The organism is Pseudomonas karstica (assembly GCF_009707515.1).
Taxonomy (GTDB): domain Bacteria; phylum Pseudomonadota; class Gammaproteobacteria; order Pseudomonadales; family Pseudomonadaceae; genus Aquipseudomonas; species Aquipseudomonas karstica.
In genome coordinates this window covers 68,553-87,464 of record NZ_WLYI01000030.1, presented here as the reverse complement: position 1 = coordinate 87,464, position 18,912 = coordinate 68,553, and the positions used below count along the sequence as shown (strand labels likewise).

18 protein-coding genes are annotated in these 18,912 nt (G+C 58.7%); 9 read left to right on the top strand and 9 right to left on the bottom strand.

Annotation, left to right across the window (positions count from 1 at the left end; genetic code table 11):
* Window positions 1-51 precede the first annotated feature (51 nt).
* From holA to leuS, 3 genes are all read right to left on the bottom strand, one after another.
* A complete protein-coding gene (gene holA, locus GIR22_RS20415) occupies window positions 52-1,089 on the bottom strand; it encodes a DNA polymerase III subunit delta (protein ID WP_154745074.1) in 1,038 nt (345 codons plus the stop codon).
* 39 nt (window positions 1,090-1,128) lie between these two features.
* Window positions 1,129-1,734, bottom strand: coding sequence for an LPS-assembly lipoprotein LptE (locus GIR22_RS20410; RefSeq protein WP_154745073.1), 606 nt, complete (start codon window positions 1,732-1,734; stop codon window positions 1,129-1,131).
* Between the two features lie 87 nt (window positions 1,735-1,821).
* Window positions 1,822-4,428 carry a leucine--tRNA ligase gene (gene leuS / locus GIR22_RS20405; protein ID WP_154745072.1) on the bottom strand — a complete coding sequence of 869 codons (2,607 nt, stop codon included), beginning with the start codon at window positions 4,426-4,428 and terminating at the stop codon, window positions 1,822-1,824.
* A 259-nt stretch (window positions 4,429-4,687) separates the two neighbouring features.
* On the opposite strand from leuS, the gene GIR22_RS20400 reads away from it, so the two are divergent.
* A complete protein-coding gene (locus tag GIR22_RS20400) occupies window positions 4,688-5,005 on the top strand; it encodes a hypothetical protein (protein WP_154745071.1) in 318 nt (105 codons plus the stop codon).
* Between the two features lie 84 nt (window positions 5,006-5,089).
* The gene (locus GIR22_RS20395; protein WP_154745070.1) at window positions 5,090-5,851 is read left to right on the top strand and encodes a YdcF family protein; all 762 of its coding nucleotides are present in this window, start codon (window positions 5,090-5,092) and stop codon (window positions 5,849-5,851) included.
* A 52-nt stretch (window positions 5,852-5,903) separates the two neighbouring features.
* On the opposite strand, the gene lnt is transcribed toward GIR22_RS20395, so the two are convergent.
* The 5 genes from lnt to miaB all read right to left on the bottom strand — a co-directional run bounded on the left by lnt (window position 5,904) and on the right by miaB (window position 11,323).
* The gene (gene lnt / locus GIR22_RS20390; protein WP_154745069.1) at window positions 5,904-7,427 is read right to left on the bottom strand and encodes an apolipoprotein N-acyltransferase; all 1,524 of its coding nucleotides are present in this window, start codon (window positions 7,425-7,427) and stop codon (window positions 5,904-5,906) included.
* A 14-nt stretch (window positions 7,428-7,441) separates the two neighbouring features.
* Window positions 7,442-8,281, bottom strand: coding sequence for a CorC family transporter (locus tag GIR22_RS20385; protein ID WP_005791724.1), 840 nt, complete (start codon window positions 8,279-8,281; stop codon window positions 7,442-7,444).
* A gap of 27 nt (window positions 8,282-8,308) precedes the next feature.
* Window positions 8,309-8,782, bottom strand: a complete 474-nt coding sequence (gene ybeY, locus GIR22_RS20380; protein WP_154745068.1) for an rRNA maturation RNase YbeY — start codon at window positions 8,780-8,782, stop codon at window positions 8,309-8,311.
* Window positions 8,775-9,779, bottom strand: a complete 1,005-nt coding sequence (locus GIR22_RS20375; RefSeq protein ID WP_154745067.1) for a PhoH family protein — start codon at window positions 9,777-9,779, stop codon at window positions 8,775-8,777. Before GIR22_RS20375 ends, ybeY begins: the two co-directional genes overlap by 8 nt.
* A gap of 215 nt (window positions 9,780-9,994) precedes the next feature.
* On the bottom strand, window positions 9,995-11,323 hold the full coding sequence (gene miaB, locus GIR22_RS20370) for a tRNA (N6-isopentenyl adenosine(37)-C2)-methylthiotransferase MiaB (protein ID WP_154745066.1): 1,329 nt from the start codon (window positions 11,321-11,323) through the stop codon (window positions 9,995-9,997).
* Window positions 11,324-11,454: 131 nt separating this feature from the next.
* Here miaB and GIR22_RS20365 point away from each other — a divergent pair, with 131 nt between their 5' ends.
* From GIR22_RS20365 to GIR22_RS20335, 7 genes are all read left to right on the top strand, one after another.
* Window positions 11,455-11,781, top strand: a complete 327-nt coding sequence (locus GIR22_RS20365) for a DUF1820 family protein (RefSeq protein ID WP_003215457.1) — start codon at window positions 11,455-11,457, stop codon at window positions 11,779-11,781.
* Between the two features lie 104 nt (window positions 11,782-11,885).
* Window positions 11,886-12,746, top strand: a complete 861-nt coding sequence (locus tag GIR22_RS20360; RefSeq protein ID WP_154745065.1) for a MurR/RpiR family transcriptional regulator — start codon at window positions 11,886-11,888, stop codon at window positions 12,744-12,746.
* A gap of 93 nt (window positions 12,747-12,839) precedes the next feature.
* On the top strand, window positions 12,840-14,897 hold the full coding sequence (locus GIR22_RS26680; protein WP_178122371.1) for an oxidoreductase: 2,058 nt from the start codon (window positions 12,840-12,842) through the stop codon (window positions 14,895-14,897).
* A 36-nt stretch (window positions 14,898-14,933) separates the two neighbouring features.
* Window positions 14,934-15,704, top strand: coding sequence for a transporter substrate-binding domain-containing protein (locus tag GIR22_RS20350; RefSeq protein WP_154745064.1), 771 nt, complete (start codon window positions 14,934-14,936; stop codon window positions 15,702-15,704).
* 32 nt (window positions 15,705-15,736) lie between these two features.
* A complete protein-coding gene (locus tag GIR22_RS20345) occupies window positions 15,737-16,456 on the top strand; it encodes an ABC transporter permease (protein ID WP_154745063.1) in 720 nt (239 codons plus the stop codon).
* Entirely contained in the window at window positions 16,453-17,163 is a 711-nt protein-coding gene (locus GIR22_RS20340; protein WP_154745062.1) for an ABC transporter permease, read from the top strand. The genes GIR22_RS20345 and GIR22_RS20340 overlap by 4 nt, the downstream gene beginning before the upstream one ends.
* A 9-nt stretch (window positions 17,164-17,172) precedes the next feature.
* Window positions 17,173-18,285 carry a succinylglutamate desuccinylase/aspartoacylase family protein gene (locus GIR22_RS20335; RefSeq protein WP_154745061.1) on the top strand — a complete coding sequence of 371 codons (1,113 nt, stop codon included), beginning with the start codon at window positions 17,173-17,175 and terminating at the stop codon, window positions 18,283-18,285.
* A 4-nt stretch (window positions 18,286-18,289) separates the two neighbouring features.
* On the opposite strand, the gene GIR22_RS20330 is transcribed toward GIR22_RS20335, so the two are convergent.
* Window positions 18,290-18,844 carry a tetratricopeptide repeat protein gene (locus tag GIR22_RS20330; protein WP_154745060.1) on the bottom strand — a complete coding sequence of 185 codons (555 nt, stop codon included), beginning with the start codon at window positions 18,842-18,844 and terminating at the stop codon, window positions 18,290-18,292.
* Window positions 18,845-18,912: the final 68 nt, after the last annotated feature.

Genomic DNA, 18,912 nt, shown 5'->3' with positions numbered 1-18,912 from the left:
ATCAAACGACTGCTGCGCAGCCGATTGCAGGCTGCGCCAGCGGCTACAGGGTTATTCGGCGGGTAAGGTCAGGCGCTGGCCGGACATAAGCAGTGACAAACGACTGAGGCTCATCCACGGCGATCCTGCTGCCTGACCCTTGATCTGCGCATCAATGCGTTGGGCCTCCAGCAACAATTGCCCCCAGCGTTGCGCCGAGTGCCGTTGCAGGGCTTTGCTGATCAAGGGCTTGCGCTTGTCCCACACCGGTGGCCGGGCCTGGCTGAAGGCTTTGTCCAGCGGCGTGCCTTGGCTGTATTGCAAGGAAATATTGGCCAGCAAGCGTAATTCCCGGGCCAGGGCCCAAAGAATCACTGGAGGCTCGACGCCCTCACCACGCAGCCCTTCGAGCATGCGCAGGGCATGGGCGGCTTCGCCATTGAGGATCGCATCCACCAGGCCGAACACGTCAAAGCGGGCACTATCGGCCACGGCCCCTTGCACGGTTTCGACAGTGATCTGCCCACCTTCGGCCATCAGTTTGAGCTTTTCGATTTCCTGGGCGGCGGCCAGCAAGTTGCCTTCGACCCGGGCAGCGATTAGCTCTACCGCATCCTGGCTGGCAGTGAGTCCGGATTGCGACAGGCGCTGGCGAATCCACTGGGGCAGTTGATTGCTGTCCACCGGCCAGATCTGGATGAACTGTGTCTGCGGCCCTTCCACCAGGGCCTTGCCCCACTTGGTCTTTTGCGCACTGCCATCGAGTTTGGGCAGGCTGATCAACAGCAGCGTGTCCTCGGCCGGCCGTGCACAGTATTCCATCAGCGCCGCTGCACCTTTGTCGCCGGGCTTGCCCGAGGGCAGGCGCAGTTCCAGCAGGCGTTTTTCGGCAAACAGTGACATGCTCGCGCCGGCTTGCAGCAGCGTCCCCCAGTCGAAACTGGCGTCGGCGCTGAACACCTGGCGTTCGTCGAAACCTTGTTGGCGCGCAGCGGCACGAATGGCGTCGGCGGCTTCCTGGCACAGCAATGGGTCATCACCGCTGACGATATAGATGGGTGCGAGACTGCCTTGCAGGTGCTTGGCGAGTTGGGCGGGAGCGAGTTTCATAGTCGGGGCGAACGGGGCGTAACGCACGCCCCGTTTGGCTTACTCGGCAGGCATTTCTATCGGGGACTGCTTCGGCGTATTGTCTTCATACTCTTGTGCCGCTTTCAGTGCGTCGGCATCAGCCTTGGCTTTGGCATCGGCGGTTTGCTGCAAGGCATCCAGTTGAGCTGGGCTCAGCTGTTGCAGGCGCAGCATCATGCTCTGGACCAGGTCACGGCGCATTTCCTGGCGTACCTGAATGATCTCCGAGTCCGAACCTACCAGGTTGTTACCGTCGTGGCTCACGACTTTCTGTACTTGCAGCTTATCGCCGGTCAGCGGCTGGCTATTGTGACCCAGGATTTCGTAATTGAGCACGGTGCTCAGTTCGATGTCCGAAGCACGGCCGGCACTGGCGTAGCTGAGGTTGCGTTGGGTCTCCTGTTCACTGGTCAGGACCAGCTTGTAAGGCGCGCCGGTATAGACCTTGACGCCGCTGCCTTCCAGCGTATTGCGCAGCTGGGTCACGGTCTCGCCGTAGGCATTGCGGGCGCTGACGTCCAGCTCTTTGATGGTCAGCTCAGTGGTGCCGGTGCCGCGCAGTTGGAAGCCGCAAGCGCTCAACAGCACGGCAAGGCCCATAACCAGCAGGTTGCGTTTGATCATTTTGATGCTCCCCTTGAAACCATGTGGGCCTTATCGAGGCCCTGGAGGTTTTGTTCGGCGCCAGGTTGCACCTGGCGCCCGATCCGATTAGCTTGCGACGATATTGACCAGTTTTCCGGGCACGACGATTACTTTGCGAATCGTCAGGCCTTCGGTAAAACGCAGCACGTTCTCGTTGCTGCGCGCGGCGGCTTCGACTTCTTCACGGCTGGCACTGGCGGGCATATCGATCTGGCCACGCAGTTTACCGTTGACCTGAATCACCAGCTGCAGCGTGTCCTGTACCAGGGCGCTCTCGTCGAGCACCGGCCAGCCAGCGTCAATCACCGGGTTGTTGTGGCCCAGTTGCTTCCACAGTTCATGGCTGATATGCGGCGTGATCGGTGCCAGCAGCAGGGTGACCGCCTCCAGGCCTTCGTGCACCAGGGCGCGGTCCTGTTCGGTGGCTTGCGGGGCTTTTTCCAACACGTTCATCAGGGTCATCACCTGGGCGATGGCGGTGTTGAACTTGTGGTGCTGGCCCACGTCCTGGCTGGCGTGCTTGATGGCCAGGTGCGTGCTGCGGCGAATGAGTTTTTGCTCGTCGGTCAAGGCACTCACGCCCAGTTTGCCCGGCAAGCCCTGGCTGACATGGGCGTGTGCCAAACGCCAGACGCGTTTGAGGAAGCGGTGTGAACCTTCGACGCCGGAGTCGGACCATTCCGCACTCATGTCGGGCGGCGAGGCGAACATCATGAACAGTCGGCAGGTGTCGGCGCCGAACTGGTCGATCATCGATTGCGGGTCGACGCCATTGTTTTTCGACTTGGCCATCTTCTCGGTGCCACCGATTTCCACCGGCAGGCCGTCGGCGATCAGTTTGGCGCTGATAACCTTGGCCTTGCTGTCGCGCTCAAGCTCGACGTCCGCCGGGTTGAACCAGGTGTAGCTGCCGTTGGCTTCGCGCCGATAATAAGTGTCGGCGATCACCATGCCTTGGGTCAGCAGGTTCTTGAACGGCTCGTTGGAACTGACCAGGCCTTCGTCGCGCATCAGCTTATGGAAGAAGCGTGCGTAGAGCAGGTGCAGGATCGCGTGTTCGATACCGCCAATGTACTGGTCCACCGGCAACCAATGGTCAGCCGCCGATTTCTCCACCAGGCCGCCCTCATAGTGCGGCGAGGCGTAGCGGGCGTAGTACCACGAGGACTCGACAAAGGTGTCCATGGTGTCGGTTTCACGCTTGGCAGGCTGGCCGCATTTAGGGCAGTTGCATTCGTAGAATTCCGGCATGCGCACCAGCGGCGAACCGGCGCCATCCGGCACCACGTCTTCCGGCAGAATGACCGGCAACTGGTCTTCCGGCACTGGCACATCACCGCAGGTTTGGCAGTGGATGATCGGGATCGGACAGCCCCAGTAGCGTTGGCGGCTGATGCCCCAGTCGCGCAGGCGGAACTGGGTGCGCGAGGCGCCGAGGTTTTTCTTGATCAGCGCCACTTCCATGGCATCGAAGGCGCCTTCGAAGTCCAGGCCGTCGAATTCGCCGGAGTTGATCAGTTCGCCGTGCTCGCCGTACGCGTCCTGCCACGGGGCCGGGTTGGTGTCGCCGGAACTGGTGCGCACCACTGACTTGATCGGCAGGTTGTACTGGGTGGCGAATTCGAAATCGCGCTCGTCGTGAGCGGGCACAGCCATTACTGCGCCATCACCGTAGTGCATCAATACATAGTTGGCGACCCACACTGGCAACTTCTCGCCAGTCAACGGGTGCTCGACGAACAGCGAGGTCGGCAGGCCTTTTTTCTCCTGGGTGGCGACGTCGGCTTCGGCGACGCTGCCGCCTTTGCATTCGGCGATGAACGCCTGCAGCTCAGGGTTGTTCCGGGCGGCTTGGGTGGCCAGCGGGTGTTCAGCGGCCACGGCGACGTAAGTCGCTCCCATTAAAGTGTCCGGGCGGGTGGTGAAGACTTTCAGTACGCCCGCTTCGCCGATGGAGTCGACGTTGTAGGGGAACTGCACTTCCATGCCCCGGGATTTGCCAATCCAGTTGCGTTGCATGGTTTTGACTTGCTCGGGCCAGCCCGGCAGGTCGTCAAGGCTCGACAAGAGTTCATCCGCATAGGCAGTGATCTTGAAGTAGTACATCGGGATTTCGCGCTTTTCGATCAGCGCGCCGGAACGCCAGCCGCGACCGTCGATCACCTGTTCGTTGGCCAGTACGGTCTGGTCCACCGGATCCCAGTTAACTGTGCCGTTCTTGCGGTAGATCACGCCTTTTTCGAACAGGCGAGTGAACAGCCATTGTTCCCAGCGGTAGTAATCAGGCTTGCAGGTGGTTACTTCGCGGGACCAGTCCACGGCCAGGCCGAGGCTGCGCAGTTGGGTCTTCATGTAGGCGATGTTCTCGTAGGTCCACTTGGCGGGCGCTACGTTGTTTTTCATCGCGGCGTTTTCCGCGGGCATGCCGAAGGCGTCCCAACCCATGGGTTGCAGGACGTTCTTGCCGAGCATGCGCTGGTAGCGAGAGATCACATCGCCGATGGTGTAGTTACGCACGTGCCCCATGTGTAGCTTGCCGCTGGGGTAAGGGAACATCGATAGGCAATAGAAAGTCTCCTTGCCTGGCTGTTCACTGACTTCAAAGGACTTTTGCTCGTCCCAGAACGACTGGGCGGCATTTTCTATTTCACGGGGCTGGTAATGTTCGTGCATGGCTACTTTTGAACTGAATAGGGGTGGCCTAATCCTCTTCATGCAATATTCGGGATGATCAACACCGGAAACGGCGCGCCAATGCCCAAACCCTGCTGGAAGTGGAGTTACAGGAAGCGCCGTAGCATACATGACCCCACTCTATCGAGGGAAACCCTGATTGCGTGCCCGAGGCCGTTGGTCGCGACGCCAGGCGGGCTCCGCCCGTGAAGCTACGCTATTTATTGGGGAGTGAGTCTTATCTTCAATGAGGTGAGGGATGGTTGATTCGCAACGAACGTTAACGAAACCACAGTTGTACGAAGGACTGATCGACCGTTTGGGTCGGGCACTGGATGCAGCAAAAACGGCAGGTCGATTACGTGATGAGCGACCTGTGGAGTTGGAATTGCGTGGTCTGAGCCAGGAAGAGCTTGAGTTGATCAAGGTTTATCTGGAAATGAACGAGCACTATGGGCCTCACCGGATGGCTTCCCCTCCAGCCCATGATTTGTCGCGCTCGGGCAAGGTGGTATGGCTTAAAGATTTGCCAGCCGGTTGTGGCTCGGAAAAGCTACGGTCCGTGCGGTTCAAGTAACACGTACTCATCGTCAGTGCCTTGGTAAAGATTGTCGTCAAGCGCTGTTACCCCTTAGGCTTCGAGCATCTTTGGAGATGCTCGATGCTTTTTCGTTATTTCATAAAACAATTGTTGTTGCCGCCCGGCATTCTCTTGCTGTTGTTGGCGGTTGCCTGGTGGTTTCGTCGCAGCCGTCCACGTCTCGCGGCAGTGTGCTTTGCCCTGGGATTGGGTGGGATGTGGCTGATGAGCCTGCCAGTGGTGGTGCAGTGGAGTGCAAGGGCCCTGGAGACCGAGCCGCCATTGGCCCGCGACGCATGGGCAACCTTGGCGCAACGGGCCGATGCCATTGTGGTACTGGGCTCGGGGCGCGAGCGTGGGGACCCGGCGTGGGGTTCCGATCAACCCACGGGAGTTGGTCTTGAACGCCAGCGTTATGCCGCAAGATTATCCAAGGCCTCGGGTTTGCCGGTATTGACCACCGGTGGCCTGCATTATGGTACGCCGCCCAGCGAGGCAGAGATGATGGCCGTGTCGATGCGCGATGACTTTGGTGTCAACGTTCGCTGGAAGGAAGAGCGCAGCCGCACGACATGGGAAAATGCGCAAATGAGCGCTGAGATTCTATTGCCCCAGGGGATCAAGCGGGTGGTGGTGGTGACTCAGGCCTGGCACATGCCTCGTTCGGTTTGGAGCTTTGAAAAGGCCGGTTTTACTGTGGTGCCAGCGCCCGTTGGGTTCCTGGGCGAAAACAATACCCCGCCGCTGGGCGGCTGGATGCCCGAGTTCAAGTCGATATGGCAGAGCGGGCAATTGCTCAATGAGGCGGTGGGGCAGTTGGGGTATCGGGTGTTCTACCGGTAATTTTCAGGACGAACATTCCCACGCGAAGCGTGGGAATGTTCATCAACGATCGCTAAACGGTTTTTGACATCCGGCCCGCCAGCAGCGCCCACCCAAACAGCCCCATGCACACAATGATCAATGGCCACGACCGCCATTGCAGGTAGGGCGTCAGGTTGTGCATCGGCACTACTTCACCGTAGAGGATGCCGCGCTCGAATTGCGGGATCTGTTCGGTGATCTGGCCGAATGGGTTGATCAGGCCGGTCACGCCATTGTTGGTGGCGCGAATCATCCAGCGGCCAGCCTCAAGGGCGCGCATCTGGGCCATTTGCAGGTGCTGCAAAGGGCCGATGGAGGTGCCGAACCAGGTGTCGTTGCTGATGGTCAGCAACAGATCACTGCGGGCTGAAAGGCTGGCGGCGAATTCCGGGTAGACGACTTCATAGCAAATGAACGGTGCAATCTGATAGCCCTTGGCTTGCAGCATCGGCTGGTCGGCAGGGCCGCGAGCGAAGTCCGACATCGGTAGGTCAAAAAACGCAATCAAGCCCCGCAACAGGTCTTGTAGCGGCACGTATTCGCCAAACGGCACCAGCTTTTGCTTCAGGTAGGTGCCGTCGCCTTCACCGACCACGGTGATGCCGTTGAAGTAGCGTTTCTGATGGTGTACTTCCTGACGGATCGGCACGCCGGTGATCAGCGCGGTATTCCGATCAGCGGCGAACTTGCCCATCATCCCCAGGTAACCTTCGACGGACTCCTTGAGTACCGGCACCGCGGTTTCTGGCCACACCAGCAGGTCGACACGTTTGGAGGCAAGACTCATGTCGCGATACAGCGCTAACTGTGCGTTGAGCTGCTCGGGGTCCCACTTCATGCTTTGTTCGACGTTGCCCTGGATCGCCGCCACGGTCAGTGGGTCGCCGGCCGGGATGGTCCAGGCGTGATGCTTGAAGGCCAGGCCAATGGCCCAGGGTGTGACCAGTAGTACCAGGCCCGCACCGATAAACCCGTTGCGTCTTGTCGCCAGCAGGCGCGGCAGGTTGCACAGCAATGCGGCTGTCAGCGCCAGGGAAAAGGAAATCAGCCACATGCCGCCCAGCGGCGCAAGACCTGTCAGTGGACCATCGAGTTGACTGTAACCGGAATAGAGCCAAGGGAAGCCCGTGAGGAACCAGCCGCGAAACGCTTCCTGGCCGACCCACAGTGCGGCAAATGCCAAGGCGTCCGCCAGGGGCGCCTCATTGCGCCGCAACCATCGGGCCCAGAGCCAGGCCGGCAAGGCAAAGAACCAGGCAATCGCAGCGGTAAACGCCAGCATCAGCAAGCCAGCCAACAGCACCGAAGCGCCGCCGAAGTGATGGATGCTGTAGTAGATCCAACTGGTGCCGGCACCAAACAGGCCGAACCCGAAGCACCAGCCGCGCCCCAAGGCCTGGCGTGGTGTCAGCTCGCGCAGCCCGGCATAGAAGAACCCGACCGCTACCAGCGCCAGCGGCCAGATATCGAACGGCGCCAGCGCCAGGGTGGTGATGGCGCCAGCCACCACGGCCAGCAGGTTACCGGGCCAGCCGGGGGCAGTCAGACGGCGCATATCAATCCTTGGAGTTAACGGGCAATAGGTGTCAGGCGAATCAGATGAATCCTGCGGCTGTCGGCATTCAGGATGCGAAAGCGATAGGCACCGATTTCCGTGGTCTCGTTACGCTTGGGCAGGTGGCCGAAGGCGCTCATTACCAGTCCGCCGACGGTATCGAACTCATCGTCGGAGAATTCGCTGTCGAAGAACTCGTTGAAGTTCTCGATCGGCGTCAGGGCCTTGACCAGGAAATCACCGCTGGGCAGCGGCTTGATGTAGCTGTCTTCTTCGACGTCGTGCTCGTCCTCGATGTCGCCGACGATCTGTTCCAGCACGTCTTCGATGGTCACCAGGCCCGCCACGCCGCCGTATTCGTCAATGACGATGGCCATGTGATTGTGGTTGGCGCGAAACTCGCGCAGCAGCACATTCAGGCGCTTGGACTCGGGAACGAAGGTGGCAGGACGTAGCAGGTCCTTGATGTTGAAGCTGTCGCCGTTCTCCTTGAGGATCAATGGCAGCAGGTCCTTGGCCAGCAGGACGCCCATGACGTCGTCATGGCTTTCGCCGATCACCGGGTAGCGCGAATGCGCCGAGTCGATCACGGCCGGGAGAAACTCCCGAGGGGTCTGTGTCGCCTTGATGCTGATCATCTGCGAGCGTGGGACCATGATGTCCCGAACTTGCAGGTCAGCCACCTGGATGGCGCCTTCGACGATGGCCAGCGCTTCGCTGTCCAACAATTTGTTCTGATGGGCCTCGCGCAAGAGCTCCAGCAGCTCCTGGCGGTTTTTCGGCTCGTGGGCAAAGGCCTGGGTGAGTTTTCCCAGCCATGACTTTTGCCCGTTGCTCGATCGGTCTTCGCTCATAGCGATTACTCTAAATCCTTTGTTGTGTCAGTTAGGTGATGCGTCGGTTTCGTCATCTGCATACGGATCCGGATGACCCAGTTCTGCAAGCAACGTTTGTTCCAGTGCTTCCATTTCTTCGGCTTCTTCATCCTCTATATGGTCGTAACCCAAGAGATGCAAGCAGCCGTGGATGACCAGATGGGCCCAGTGGGCCTCCGGCTCCTTGCCTTGCTCCTTTGCCTCGCGCTCCACCACCTCGACGCAGATCACCAGATCCCCCAGCAATGGGATATCCAGTAACTCATCGGGTACATCGGCGGGAAACGACAGTACATTGGTTGCGTAGTCTTTCTGGCGCCACGTGTGATTGAGTTCACGGCCTTCGGGCTCGTCCACCAGGCGGATGGTCAGTTCCGAGTCGGCAGTGCGCTGGCGCAGGGCCAGTGCGCACCATTGACGGAACTGTGTTTCGCTGGGGACGGGCGCTTCGGTGGCCCGCTGCAGGTCAAGCTCAAGCATCGCGGCGGTTGTCCTTCGACAGTCCATCGTCGCGGTGTTCGAAGCGCTCGTAGGCCTCGACAATGCGCTGGACCAGCGGGTGGCGCACCACGTCCTTGGGCATGAAATGGGTGAAGCTGATACCCGGCACGTCCTTGAGTACCTCGATCACCTGGCCCAGGCCCGACTTGGTGCCCTTGGGCAGATCGACCTGGGTGATGTCGCCGGTGATCACCGCAGTGGAGCCGAAGCCGATACGGGTCAGGAACATTTTCATTTGCTCGACGGTGGTGTTCTGGCTTTCATCGAGAATAATGAAACTGTTGTTCAAGGTACGACCGCGCATGTAGGCCAGCGGGGCAATTTCGATCACTTGACGCTCGATCAGCTTGGCCACGTATTCGAAGCCGAGCATCTCGTAGAGTGCGTCATAGAGCGGGCGCAGGTATGGGTCGATCTTCTGGGCCAGGTCGCCGGGCAGGAACCCCAGCTTCTCGCCAGCTTCCACCGCCGGGCGCACCAGCAGGATGCGTCGCACCTGCTCGCGTTCCAGTGCATCGACCGCACAGGCCACTGCCAGGTAGGTCTTGCCGGTACCGGCCGGGCCGATGCCGAAGTTGATGTCGTTGCCCAGGATCTCTTTGACGTAGCGTTGCTGATTCAAGCCGCGGGGGCGAATCATGCCTTTTTTGGTGCGCAACGCGACGCTGGCTTCGGCCACCGGGTTATTGGCCAGGTCTTGCACGGCGGACTCCTGCAGGAACAAATGCACTGTTTCCGGCGACAGCTCGCTACCTTTGGTTTCCCGGTAGAGGCGACGGAGCAGGTTTTCCGCAGACGTGGTGTGCTGGGGGTCACCAATGAGCTCGAACTGATTGCCGCGGTTGCGGATCTCGATGCTCAGGCGCTGTTCGATCAAGCGCAGGTGCTCGTCGAACTGTCCGCAGAGGTTGGCGAAGCGGCGTGCCTCAAAGGGCTCGAGGAGGAAACGATGTGGTTCTACTGTGGGTGCGTTCAAGGTTGCTTTTAGCCGCCCTTTGGCTGTTTAGGTGAAATAGAGGATAACGCCAGTGGCTCGGGTGCGAAAGCACTTAAACGGCGCATTTTGGCCATGACCAATCCTGCAGGAGCGAGCGTGCTCGCGAAAAACCTGAGAGCGCCTCGGGGTATCAGGTTTCCAGCGTCATCGTTAACGACCTTCGCGAGCAAGCTTGCTCCTACGGAGAGGTGCATTTATGGGATCAACGACCCGCGCAACGAGTGCGGTTGCGCCGCATCGATATGCACATCAGCGAATTGGCCAATCAAGGTCGGATTATCGCAACGGAAGTTGACAATTCGGTTGTTCTCCGTCCGTCCCTGCAGCTCGCCCGGGTCCTTCTTCGAGTAATCGGTGACCAGGATCCGCTGGGTCGAACCGACCATTTGTCGGCTGATTTCGAAACCCTGCTGGTTGAGCCTGTGTTGCAGGGCGTTGAGGCGCTCCTTTTTCAACGCCTCCGGGGTTTCGTCCAGCAAATCGGCGGCCGGAGTGCCCGGGCGCTGGCTGTAGACGAAGGAATAGGAGAAGTCGAAGCCGACGTCTTCAATCAGCTTCATGGTCTGCTGGAAGTCTTTCTCGGTCTCGCCGGGGAAGCCGACGATAAAATCCGAGCTGATGCAGATTCCCGGCACTGCCGCACGTAATTTGCGCAGCTTGGATTTGTATTCCAGGGCAGTGTGATTGCGTTTCATCGCCGAGAGAATGCGGTCCGAGCCCGATTGCACCGGCAAGTGCAGGTGTTTGACCAGTTCGGGTACGTCGGCGTGGGCCTGGATCAGGCTGTCGGAGAACTCCAGCGGGTGCGAGGTGGTGTAGCGAATGCGCTCGATACCGTCGACGGCTGCGACCACGCGGATCAGCTCCGCCAGGTCCGCCATGCGCCCGTCATGAGTCAGGCCGCGATAGCCGTTGACGTTCTGTCCCAGCAGGGTGACTTCCCGCACGCCGTTCTCGGCCAGGTGGATGATTTCCGCCAGTACGTCATCGAACGGACGGCTGACTTCTTCACCCCGGGTATAAGGCACGACGCAGAAGGTGCAGTACTTGCTGCAACCTTCCATCACCGACACATAGGCGCTTGGGCCGTCGATGCGCGGCTCGGGCAGGTGGTCGAATTTTTCGATTTCCGGGAACGAGACGTCAACCTGGGGCAGCTTGGTGATACGCGCGGCGTCGATCATTTCCGGCAAACGGTGCAAGGTCTGCGGCCCGAAGACCACGTCGACATAGGGTGCGCGGTCGCGAATGGCGGCGCCTTCCTGGCTGGCCACACAACCGCCGACGGCGATTACCATGTCCGGGTTGGCCAGTTTCAGCTCGCGCCAGCGGCCCAGTTGCGAATACACGCGGTCTTGGGCCCGTTCGCGGATCGAGCAGGTATTGAGCAGGATCACGTCGGCATCTTCAGCGCGGGCGGTGACTTCCAGGGCCTGATGTTCACCCAGCAGATCGACCATGCGCGAGCTGTCGTACTCGTTCATCTGGCAACCGTGGGTTTCGATGTAAAGCTTCTTGGCCATGGGGATCGTCAACTGGTGGTAAAGAACCGCGCATTATAGGGGGCATATCCATTGGTTCCTAGCACTGTGCATCGGGTGCCATGCTATAGTTCGCGCCCTCTTTTATATCCCCGATGTGTTACCCACTCACCATGACCAAACGTGAAGCTCCAATCTACAAGGTGATTTTCCTTAACCAGGGCCAGGTGTTCGAAATGTACGCCAAGCAGATCTATCAAAGTGATCTGTGGGGCTTCCTGGAAGTGGAAGAGTTCGTCTTTGGCGAGCGTACACAGCTGGTCGTCGACCCGGGCGAGGAAAAGCTCAAGGCCCAGTTCGAAGGCGTGGTGCGCAGTTTTGTGCCAATGCATTCGATTGTGCGCATTGATGAAGTCGAGCGCCTGGGTACGCCGAAAATCAGCGAGGCCCGGGGCATGAGCAATGTCATGCCGTTTCCGATGCCGATGCCTGAGAAGTAGCGCTCAGCTCTGAACTGATTTGTAAGACCTTTCTGATATTTATCTGTCAGGCATTGACTGCATGACGGATAAATATCAGTTTGTGCTCATGCAGAGAGGACGCCATGAGCACATCAATAAAAAAACGCCTCGAACAACAGCTATCGTCTAAATCCCAATCTTATCGGGTGTTGGCAACTTACATCCTGTCGAACTTGAAGGATTTGCCCTTCGAGAACTCAGCGATGGTGGCGCAAAAACTTGCAGTCAGTGAGTCCACCGTCGGTCGATTCTGCCGCGCCTTGGGCTACAAGCATTTCAAAGACCTCAAAAGCGAACTCAAGGATGACCTTGGCGACAGTCCTTGGCTGATCGGTGACCGGCTGCGCGCTTTCCAGCAGGAAGGTACCGAAAGCCAGCGCTCGTTGGCCTGCAGTCTTGAATTGGAGATCGCCGCGTTAGTGCGGGTTTATGAGTACACCCGTACCGAGCCCTGGCAGGTCGTGACGGCCAGGCTGGCGCAAACCCCACAGGTCTTTGTTGCCGGTTTCGGTACCGAGCGTGGCATCGCCTGCTCCATGGTTCATATGCTGGAGTACTTGCGCACGGGCGTGCATCTGCTGGATGGTGCTTGCGGTCATTTTGGAGCGATATTGCTCGCTCCGCCTGCCGACTCAATGCTTATCGTCTATGAAGCGCGACGCTATTCCCGGCAGGCGCTGCTGCTTTGTAGCGAGGCGCGCAAACGCGGTATTCCCGTCACGTTAGTTACCGATAATTTCTGCGAGTGGGCTGAGCAGAATGCCAATGTGGTGTTCCGGGTGTCCACCGAACTTGATTTGTTGTGGGACTCGACGTCGACCATGTTGTCACTGACTCACTTGTTGATTAATGACATGTCGAAAAAACTTGGGCCGGAAATGGAAGAGCACTTGCGTTCCACTGCCCAGCTGCATCAAGCGTTCGTGGGTTATGTCCAAGGTTGAATGCAAGTTTCAACCCGACGGTTAAGTAAACACTGCTTTTCATATGGCTCTTGGAGCATTTATTAACGGACTTATTGGTTCGGGAGTAGTCCTGTGCGCGATCCTCGGTATGACATTCTTTTTGAGCCTGTACAGATAGGGCCAGTTCGCACCCGTAACCGTTTTTATCAAGTACCTCACTGTAACGGTATGGGGCATGTGCATCCCTCAGCCATGGCGAGCATGCGTGGGATAAAGGCGCAGGGAGGCTGGGGGGTGGTGTGTACGGAGGAATGTGAAATCAGCCCGCAGAGCGAGTTCTCTCCTTGTATAGAGGCACGGCTGTGGGATGAACGAGATATTCCGGCGTTGGCGCGAATGTGTGAGGCGGTCCATCAACATGGCTCCTTGGCAGGCGTCGAGCTGGCGTTTAATGGCTACTCCGCGCCCAATCGTTACAGTCGGGAAATTCCCTGGGCACCTTCCAATACCCCGGTACGCGGTTATGACCCGGTGCAGGCTCGGGCCATGAGCCGTGCAGATATTAAGCACTTGCGCGAGATGCATAGAGCGGCCGCTCTGCGGGCGCGGGAGGCGGGGTTTGATATCGTCTACGTGTACGCAGGTCATGATTTGGGCCTACCGTTTCATTTCCTGACCCCTCGAAATAACCGTCGTACCGATGAGTACGGCGGGGTGTTGGAGAACCGCATACGTTTGCTGCGCGAGCTGATCGAGGATACTCGGGATGCGGTGGGCGACCGGTGTGCGGTCGCCGTCCGGCTGGCAGTGGATGAACAGGTGTCCGGTGGCCTATCCCGGGAAGGGGAGGGGGCTGAGATCTTCTCGATACTGGCCGACTTGCCTGACCTGTGGGATATCAATGTGGCCGACTGGTCGAACGATAGCATCACCTCGCGTTTTGCCGCCGAGGGTTACCAAGAGGCCTTTCTGACAGGGCTCAAGGCGTTGACCACCAAGCCGGTGGTGGGTGTCGGGCGTTTTACCTCGCCGGACACCATGGCGTCCTTGGTCCGGCGTGGCGTACTGGACCTAATCGGTGCCGCCCGCCCGTCTATTGCCGACCCCTTTCTGCCTAAGAAAATTGAAGAAGGTCGAATGGATGAAATACGCGAATGCATTGGTTGCAATGTCTGCGTCAGCGGTGACCACACCAGCACGCCCCTGCGATGTACACAGAACCCGACCATGGGCGAAGAATGGCGGCGGGGCTGGCATCCCGAGTCGGTCAGGCGTGTCCACAGTCCCGGGCGGGCGCTGGTCATCGGTGCGGGCCCCGCCGGGCTTGAATGCGCGCGGGTGCTGGGTGCCCGCGGAATGGAGGTTGCCTTGGTGGAGGGCTTGCGCCAGGTGGGCGGGCGTGTGGCGCTTGAATCCAGGCTGCCGGGGCTATCGAACTGGTCGCGGGTGATTGACTATCGACTGGACGCCTTGAGCCGCCTAGCCTCGGTGGAAATATATCGGGAAAGCCGGCTTGAGGCTCAGGACGTGCTGGACTTCGCCGCCGCACACGTTTTTATCGCAACTGGTTCCCGCTGGCGGCGTGACGGCCTGGGGCGGGCGCTGCGCCAAGCTTTGCCAGGCCTGGAAACCCTACCGATATTGACCCCCGATGATGTGATGGCAGGTGCCGTTCCACCTTCTCCCGTTCTGCTGTTCGACGATGACCATTACTACATGGGCAGCGTACTGGCTGAGCGGCTGGTGGTTCAGGGCGTGGACGTCATTTTTGTCACCCCTGCCGCGGATGTGGCGACGTGGACCCATAACACCCTTGAACAACATCGTATCCAGCGTCGCCTGCTGGAGTTGAATGTCACGATCATCACGTCCCACACGCTGGCCACCGCCACTCCCGATGATGCTATTGCCAGCTGCGTGTATACCGGTCGACCGCGCGTAATCCCCGCAGCTTGCTTGTTGTTGGTGACCTCTCGTGAGCCTGAACAAGCCCTGTACGGGGCGCTTGACCAGTCGCCCGGGTCGTTGTGGGCGGCGGGTATAAAAACAGTCGCGTTGGTGGGCGATTGCCTGGCGCCCGGGACTATCGCTGCGGCGGTGTATTCCGGGCATCGGCAGGCGCGAGAGTTTGATGCGGCTGCCGACTCGTTAGTAATGCGTCGAGAAATTGCCTGTTTGGAAGTTAAGTAAGGTGCCGCTTTTCCAAAAATAACAAGGAATAAAATAATGAAAACAATTGTTCTGATGTTATCAGTGTTTATTGCTCTTTTATTTAACGATTCGGTAATTGCCAAAGACTACGAAGTCATTCGGTTTGGCGTCGATCCCAACTATGCTCCGTTCGCCTATAAAAATAATACGGGGCAGTTGGTAGGTTTTGAGATCGATATCGGAAATGGCATTTGTGCACATCTCAACGTTCGTTGCCAGTGGGTTGAAATTGATTTTGACGGCCAGGTCCCCAGTCTCCAGGCCGGGAAGATCGATGCCATCCTTGCCTCGATGAGCGTTACCGCTGCGCGACTGAAGGTCATCGATTTTTCCTCCGAGGTATTCTCCAGTCCTACCGCCATGGTGTTCAGGCAAGGAGCCCGCTTGGATTATCCCCAAGGTCAGTCTGTCGGCTATCTACAGGGCTCCATCCAGGAGGTCTATGCTAAGCAAGTGCTGGGCAAGGCAGGCATGAAGGTGGTGGCCTATCCGGACCAGGAGCAAGTGTATGCCGACCTGCTCACCGGCCGTTTACAGGCCTCGCTGCAAGACGTGCAGCAAGCCCAGAGCGGCTTTTTGCGCTCTGCACAAGGTGTAGGGTTTGTGTTGGGTCCTTTGATTGAAAGCGAATTGATGCCGGCCAAAAGTGCCATCGGTATCGCTAAGGGCAACACCGCCTTGAAAATCCTGCTTGATCGAGGGCTTGCCGCGCTGCATGCCGACGGCAGCTATGTCCGGCTGCAAGACAAATACTTCGACGGCGTGGATATGTTCAGTGGTCAATGACCGCCCCTTATCAACTAAGGAGGGGGGACGACATGCTTGAACAACTATCACCGGCCTTTGTGCAGTTTGTGCTGAGTCTGCAAGGTTTTGCGCCACTGTTGCTGCAAGGCACGTGGGTCACGCTCAAGCTGGCAGTGCTGTCGTTGCTGCTGGGGTTGGCCTTCGGCTTGATTGGCGCATACGCCAAGTTATCCAGTGTATGGGGGTGGCGCTGCGCTGCCCGGATCTACACCACGCTGATCCGTGCAGTGCCGGACCTGTTGTTGATGTTGCTGATTTTCTATGGCCTGCAAACCGGGCTGACTCGGCTGACCGGCGGCCTGGGCTGGGCCTACATCGAAATCGATCCGTTCGGTGCAGGGGTGATTACCCTGGGATTTATCTATGGGGCTTACTTCACCGAGACCTTTCGCGGGGCTTTGCTTGCGGTACCCCGCGGGCAAGTGAGTGCGGCCCAAGCGCTGGGAATGCGCCCCATCCAGAGCTTTGTGCATGTGGTGTTCCCGCAGATGATACGGTTCGCCTTGCCTGGCCTGGGCAACAATTGGATGGTCTTGCTCAAGGCTACGGCGTTGGTCTCGATTATCGGCTTGGCGGACCTGGTGAAAGTGGCCCAGGTAGCGGGAAAAAGCAGCCAGCAACTGCTGGGGTTTCTGCTGCTGGCGGCGTTGATTTATTTGCTGATGAGCAGTGCTTCGAATGCGGTGCTGCGTTGGCTGGAGCGTCGTTATAGGCGCGAGGGCCAGCTATGATCGCGTTGATTGAGGAATACTGGCGGCCGTTTCTGTACGCCGACGGCGACCAGCTCTCTGGCCTGGCCATGACCTTATGGCTGACCACTGTTTCGTTGTGTCTTGGATTTGTATTGGCGCTACCGTTGTCGATTGCCAGGGTTTCGTCCCGGCGCCGCTTGCGCTGGCCGGTGCAGGGTTTCACCTATCTATTTCGTGGTTCGCCGCTGTATATCCAGTTGCTGATCTTCTACACCGGTATCTACAGTATTTCCGCCGTCCGCGAACAGTCTTTGCTGGACGTTTTTTTCCGCGACGCGCTGAACTGTACCGTACTGGCCTTCGCACTTAATACGTGTGCTTACACCACCGAAATCTTCGCCGGGGCCATTCGTGCGATGCCTCGTGGTGAAGTAGAAGCCGCACGATCCCTTGGGTTTGACGGCTGGAAGCTCTATGCCCACCTGATCATGCCATCAGTCGTGCGCCGCTCATTGCCCTATTACAGCAATGAAGTGATTTTCCTGCTGCATTCCACGACGCTGGCATTTACCGCCACGGTTCCAGACATCCTGAAAGTGGCGCGGGACGCCAATTCCGCGACGTTTCTGACTTTTCATTCCTTCGGCATCGCCGCAGCTCTTTACCTGGTCACCACCTTTACCCTGGTGGGGCTGTTCCGCCTGGCCGAGCGGCGCTGGCTGAGCTATCTCGGCCCTGGTCGATAGGAGATCAATATGCTGATAAAACGTCACGAGTTGCTGGCGGCGGTGCCGGGTACGGCCCGGCAGGTTCACAGTTTTCACTACGGGCCGTCTTCGGCCAGCGGCAAAATTTATATTCAATCATCCCTGCACGCAGATGAGCTGCCGGGCATGCTGGTTCTGTGGCATCTCAAACAGCGGTTGGCAGCCTTGGAGGCCGCGGGATTGCTGCGTTGGCATATCGTGTTGGTGCCAGTGGCCAACCCGCTGGGGCTGGAGCAAGTGCTGATGGACGTGCCCCAGGGGCGCTTCGATAACGATAGCCGGGAGAACTTCAATCGGTTTTTCCTCGACGTCAGCCAGCAGGTTGGCGATCACGTCGCGAGGTTGCTGACTGATGACCCGGACGACAACCTGCATTTAATCCGTTCGATGCTGTTAGAGGTTCTCACCCGACAAGCCCCTGCGACACAGTTGCAATCCCTGCGCTTGATCCTGCAAACACTGGCCTGCGACGCGGATATTGTGCTGGACATGCATTGCGACTTTGAGGCTGTGCAGCATCTGTACTTGTCGCCGGAGTTCTGGCCACAGATCGAACCCCTTGCGCGCTATCTGGGGGCTAGGGCCTGCTTTATGGCGAAAGAGTCGGGTGGGCAATCGTTCGACGAGTGTTTTACGTTGTTCTGGGCGCAGATGCAGGCGCGTTTTACCGGGCGTATTTCGGTGCCGGGTTTCGCGGTAACGCTGGAATTGCGGGGGGTTGCTGATGTGGGCCACGGATTGGCTCGCCAGGACAGTCAGGCATTGCTTGATTATCTGACCCATGTGGGTGCCATTGATGGTTTGGCGCCGGAGCCGCCGGGTCTACTAAGCCCGCCCACGCCTCTGGCGGGTGTGGAGCCGGTGGTGAGTCCGTATGGGGGCTTGATCGTGTTCTGCGCTCAGGTCGGTGACTATCTGGAGGAGGGGCAAGTGGTGGCTGAAATTATTGATCCGATCACCGACCGTGTCACACCTGTGGCCTGTGCTCGTGAGGGGATGTTGTATGTTCGATCGTTACGGCGGATGGCTACGGCAGGCATGACCATTGCCCATGTCGCAGGCCCCAGAGCCTATCGACAGGGCTACCTGTTATCGCCGTGAGGGATTAGGGCAGAGGTGAGAAGGGCGAACGTCCATCTGCACTCTGCAATTGCTGCAAGTAATTCCTGAAAATCTGCCCCAGCACCTGGGTCGCCACTTCCAACTCATCGCGCTGCATGTGCTCGGCCACTTCGTCGGCGGTGTCTAGCGCCTCTTCGGCGCCGTTGACCGCGGCCATTTTCAGCACGATATACGCCTGAACGTTATTGGCCGGGACGCCTTCGCCGTGGAAGAACATGGTGCCCAGCTGGAATTGCGCCTGGGCGTGGCCCTGCAACGAAGCTTGCTCGAAGTAGCTCAAGGCTTTGTTGAGGTCGCGGGAGGGATTTTTACTGTCGTAGAAGAATTCGCCCAACTCGTATTGCGCCTGCGTATCCCCGCCGTCGGCCAGTTGCTGGCACGCGCTCAGGGCTTCGGCCTGGCTGTCTGGCTGGATATTGAGGGTGCAACGACCCATCGCTGGGATTAACAACGAGTTGCCGCCTGCTTGTGCATGCGCGAGCAGGGGCTGAAGGAGCAACAGGCAGCCCAGAACCAGGGTGCGGCCGGTGCGTTTCATGGGAATCGACTTACCTCTGACAGGGCACGTGGACCCGCAGGGGATCCTATAAGCGCGCATTATGAAAT

Excerpts from the sequence above, each read along its gene's own strand:
- holA (WP_154745074.1), bottom strand. The coding sequence starts at position 1,089 with ATGAAACTCGCTCCCGCCCAACTCGCCAAGCACCTGCAAGGCAGTCTC.
- GIR22_RS20410 (WP_154745073.1), bottom strand. The coding sequence starts at position 1,734 with ATGATCAAACGCAACCTGCTGGTTATGGGCCTTGCCGTGCTGTTGAGC.
- leuS (WP_154745072.1), bottom strand. The coding sequence starts at position 4,428 with ATGCACGAACATTACCAGCCCCGTGAAATAGAAAATGCCGCCCAGTCG.
- GIR22_RS20400 (WP_154745071.1), top strand. The coding sequence starts at position 4,688 with ATGGTTGATTCGCAACGAACGTTAACGAAACCACAGTTGTACGAAGGA.
- GIR22_RS20395 (WP_154745070.1), top strand. The coding sequence starts at position 5,090 with ATGCTTTTTCGTTATTTCATAAAACAATTGTTGTTGCCGCCCGGCATT.
- lnt (WP_154745069.1), bottom strand. The coding sequence starts at position 7,427 with ATGCGCCGTCTGACTGCCCCCGGCTGGCCCGGTAACCTGCTGGCCGTG.
- GIR22_RS20385 (WP_005791724.1), bottom strand. The coding sequence starts at position 8,281 with ATGAGCGAAGACCGATCGAGCAACGGGCAAAAGTCATGGCTGGGAAAA.
- ybeY (WP_154745068.1), bottom strand. The coding sequence starts at position 8,782 with ATGCTTGAGCTTGACCTGCAGCGGGCCACCGAAGCGCCCGTCCCCAGC.
- miaB (WP_154745066.1), bottom strand. The coding sequence starts at position 11,323 with ATGGCCAAGAAGCTTTACATCGAAACCCACGGTTGCCAGATGAACGAG.
- GIR22_RS20365 (WP_003215457.1), top strand. The coding sequence starts at position 11,455 with ATGACCAAACGTGAAGCTCCAATCTACAAGGTGATTTTCCTTAACCAG.
- GIR22_RS20360 (WP_154745065.1), top strand. The coding sequence starts at position 11,886 with ATGAGCACATCAATAAAAAAACGCCTCGAACAACAGCTATCGTCTAAA.
- GIR22_RS20350 (WP_154745064.1), top strand. The coding sequence starts at position 14,934 with ATGAAAACAATTGTTCTGATGTTATCAGTGTTTATTGCTCTTTTATTT.
- GIR22_RS20345 (WP_154745063.1), top strand. The coding sequence starts at position 15,737 with ATGCTTGAACAACTATCACCGGCCTTTGTGCAGTTTGTGCTGAGTCTG.
- GIR22_RS20340 (WP_154745062.1), top strand. The coding sequence starts at position 16,453 with ATGATCGCGTTGATTGAGGAATACTGGCGGCCGTTTCTGTACGCCGAC.
- GIR22_RS20335 (WP_154745061.1), top strand. The coding sequence starts at position 17,173 with ATGCTGATAAAACGTCACGAGTTGCTGGCGGCGGTGCCGGGTACGGCC.
- GIR22_RS20330 (WP_154745060.1), bottom strand. The coding sequence starts at position 18,844 with ATGAAACGCACCGGCCGCACCCTGGTTCTGGGCTGCCTGTTGCTCCTT.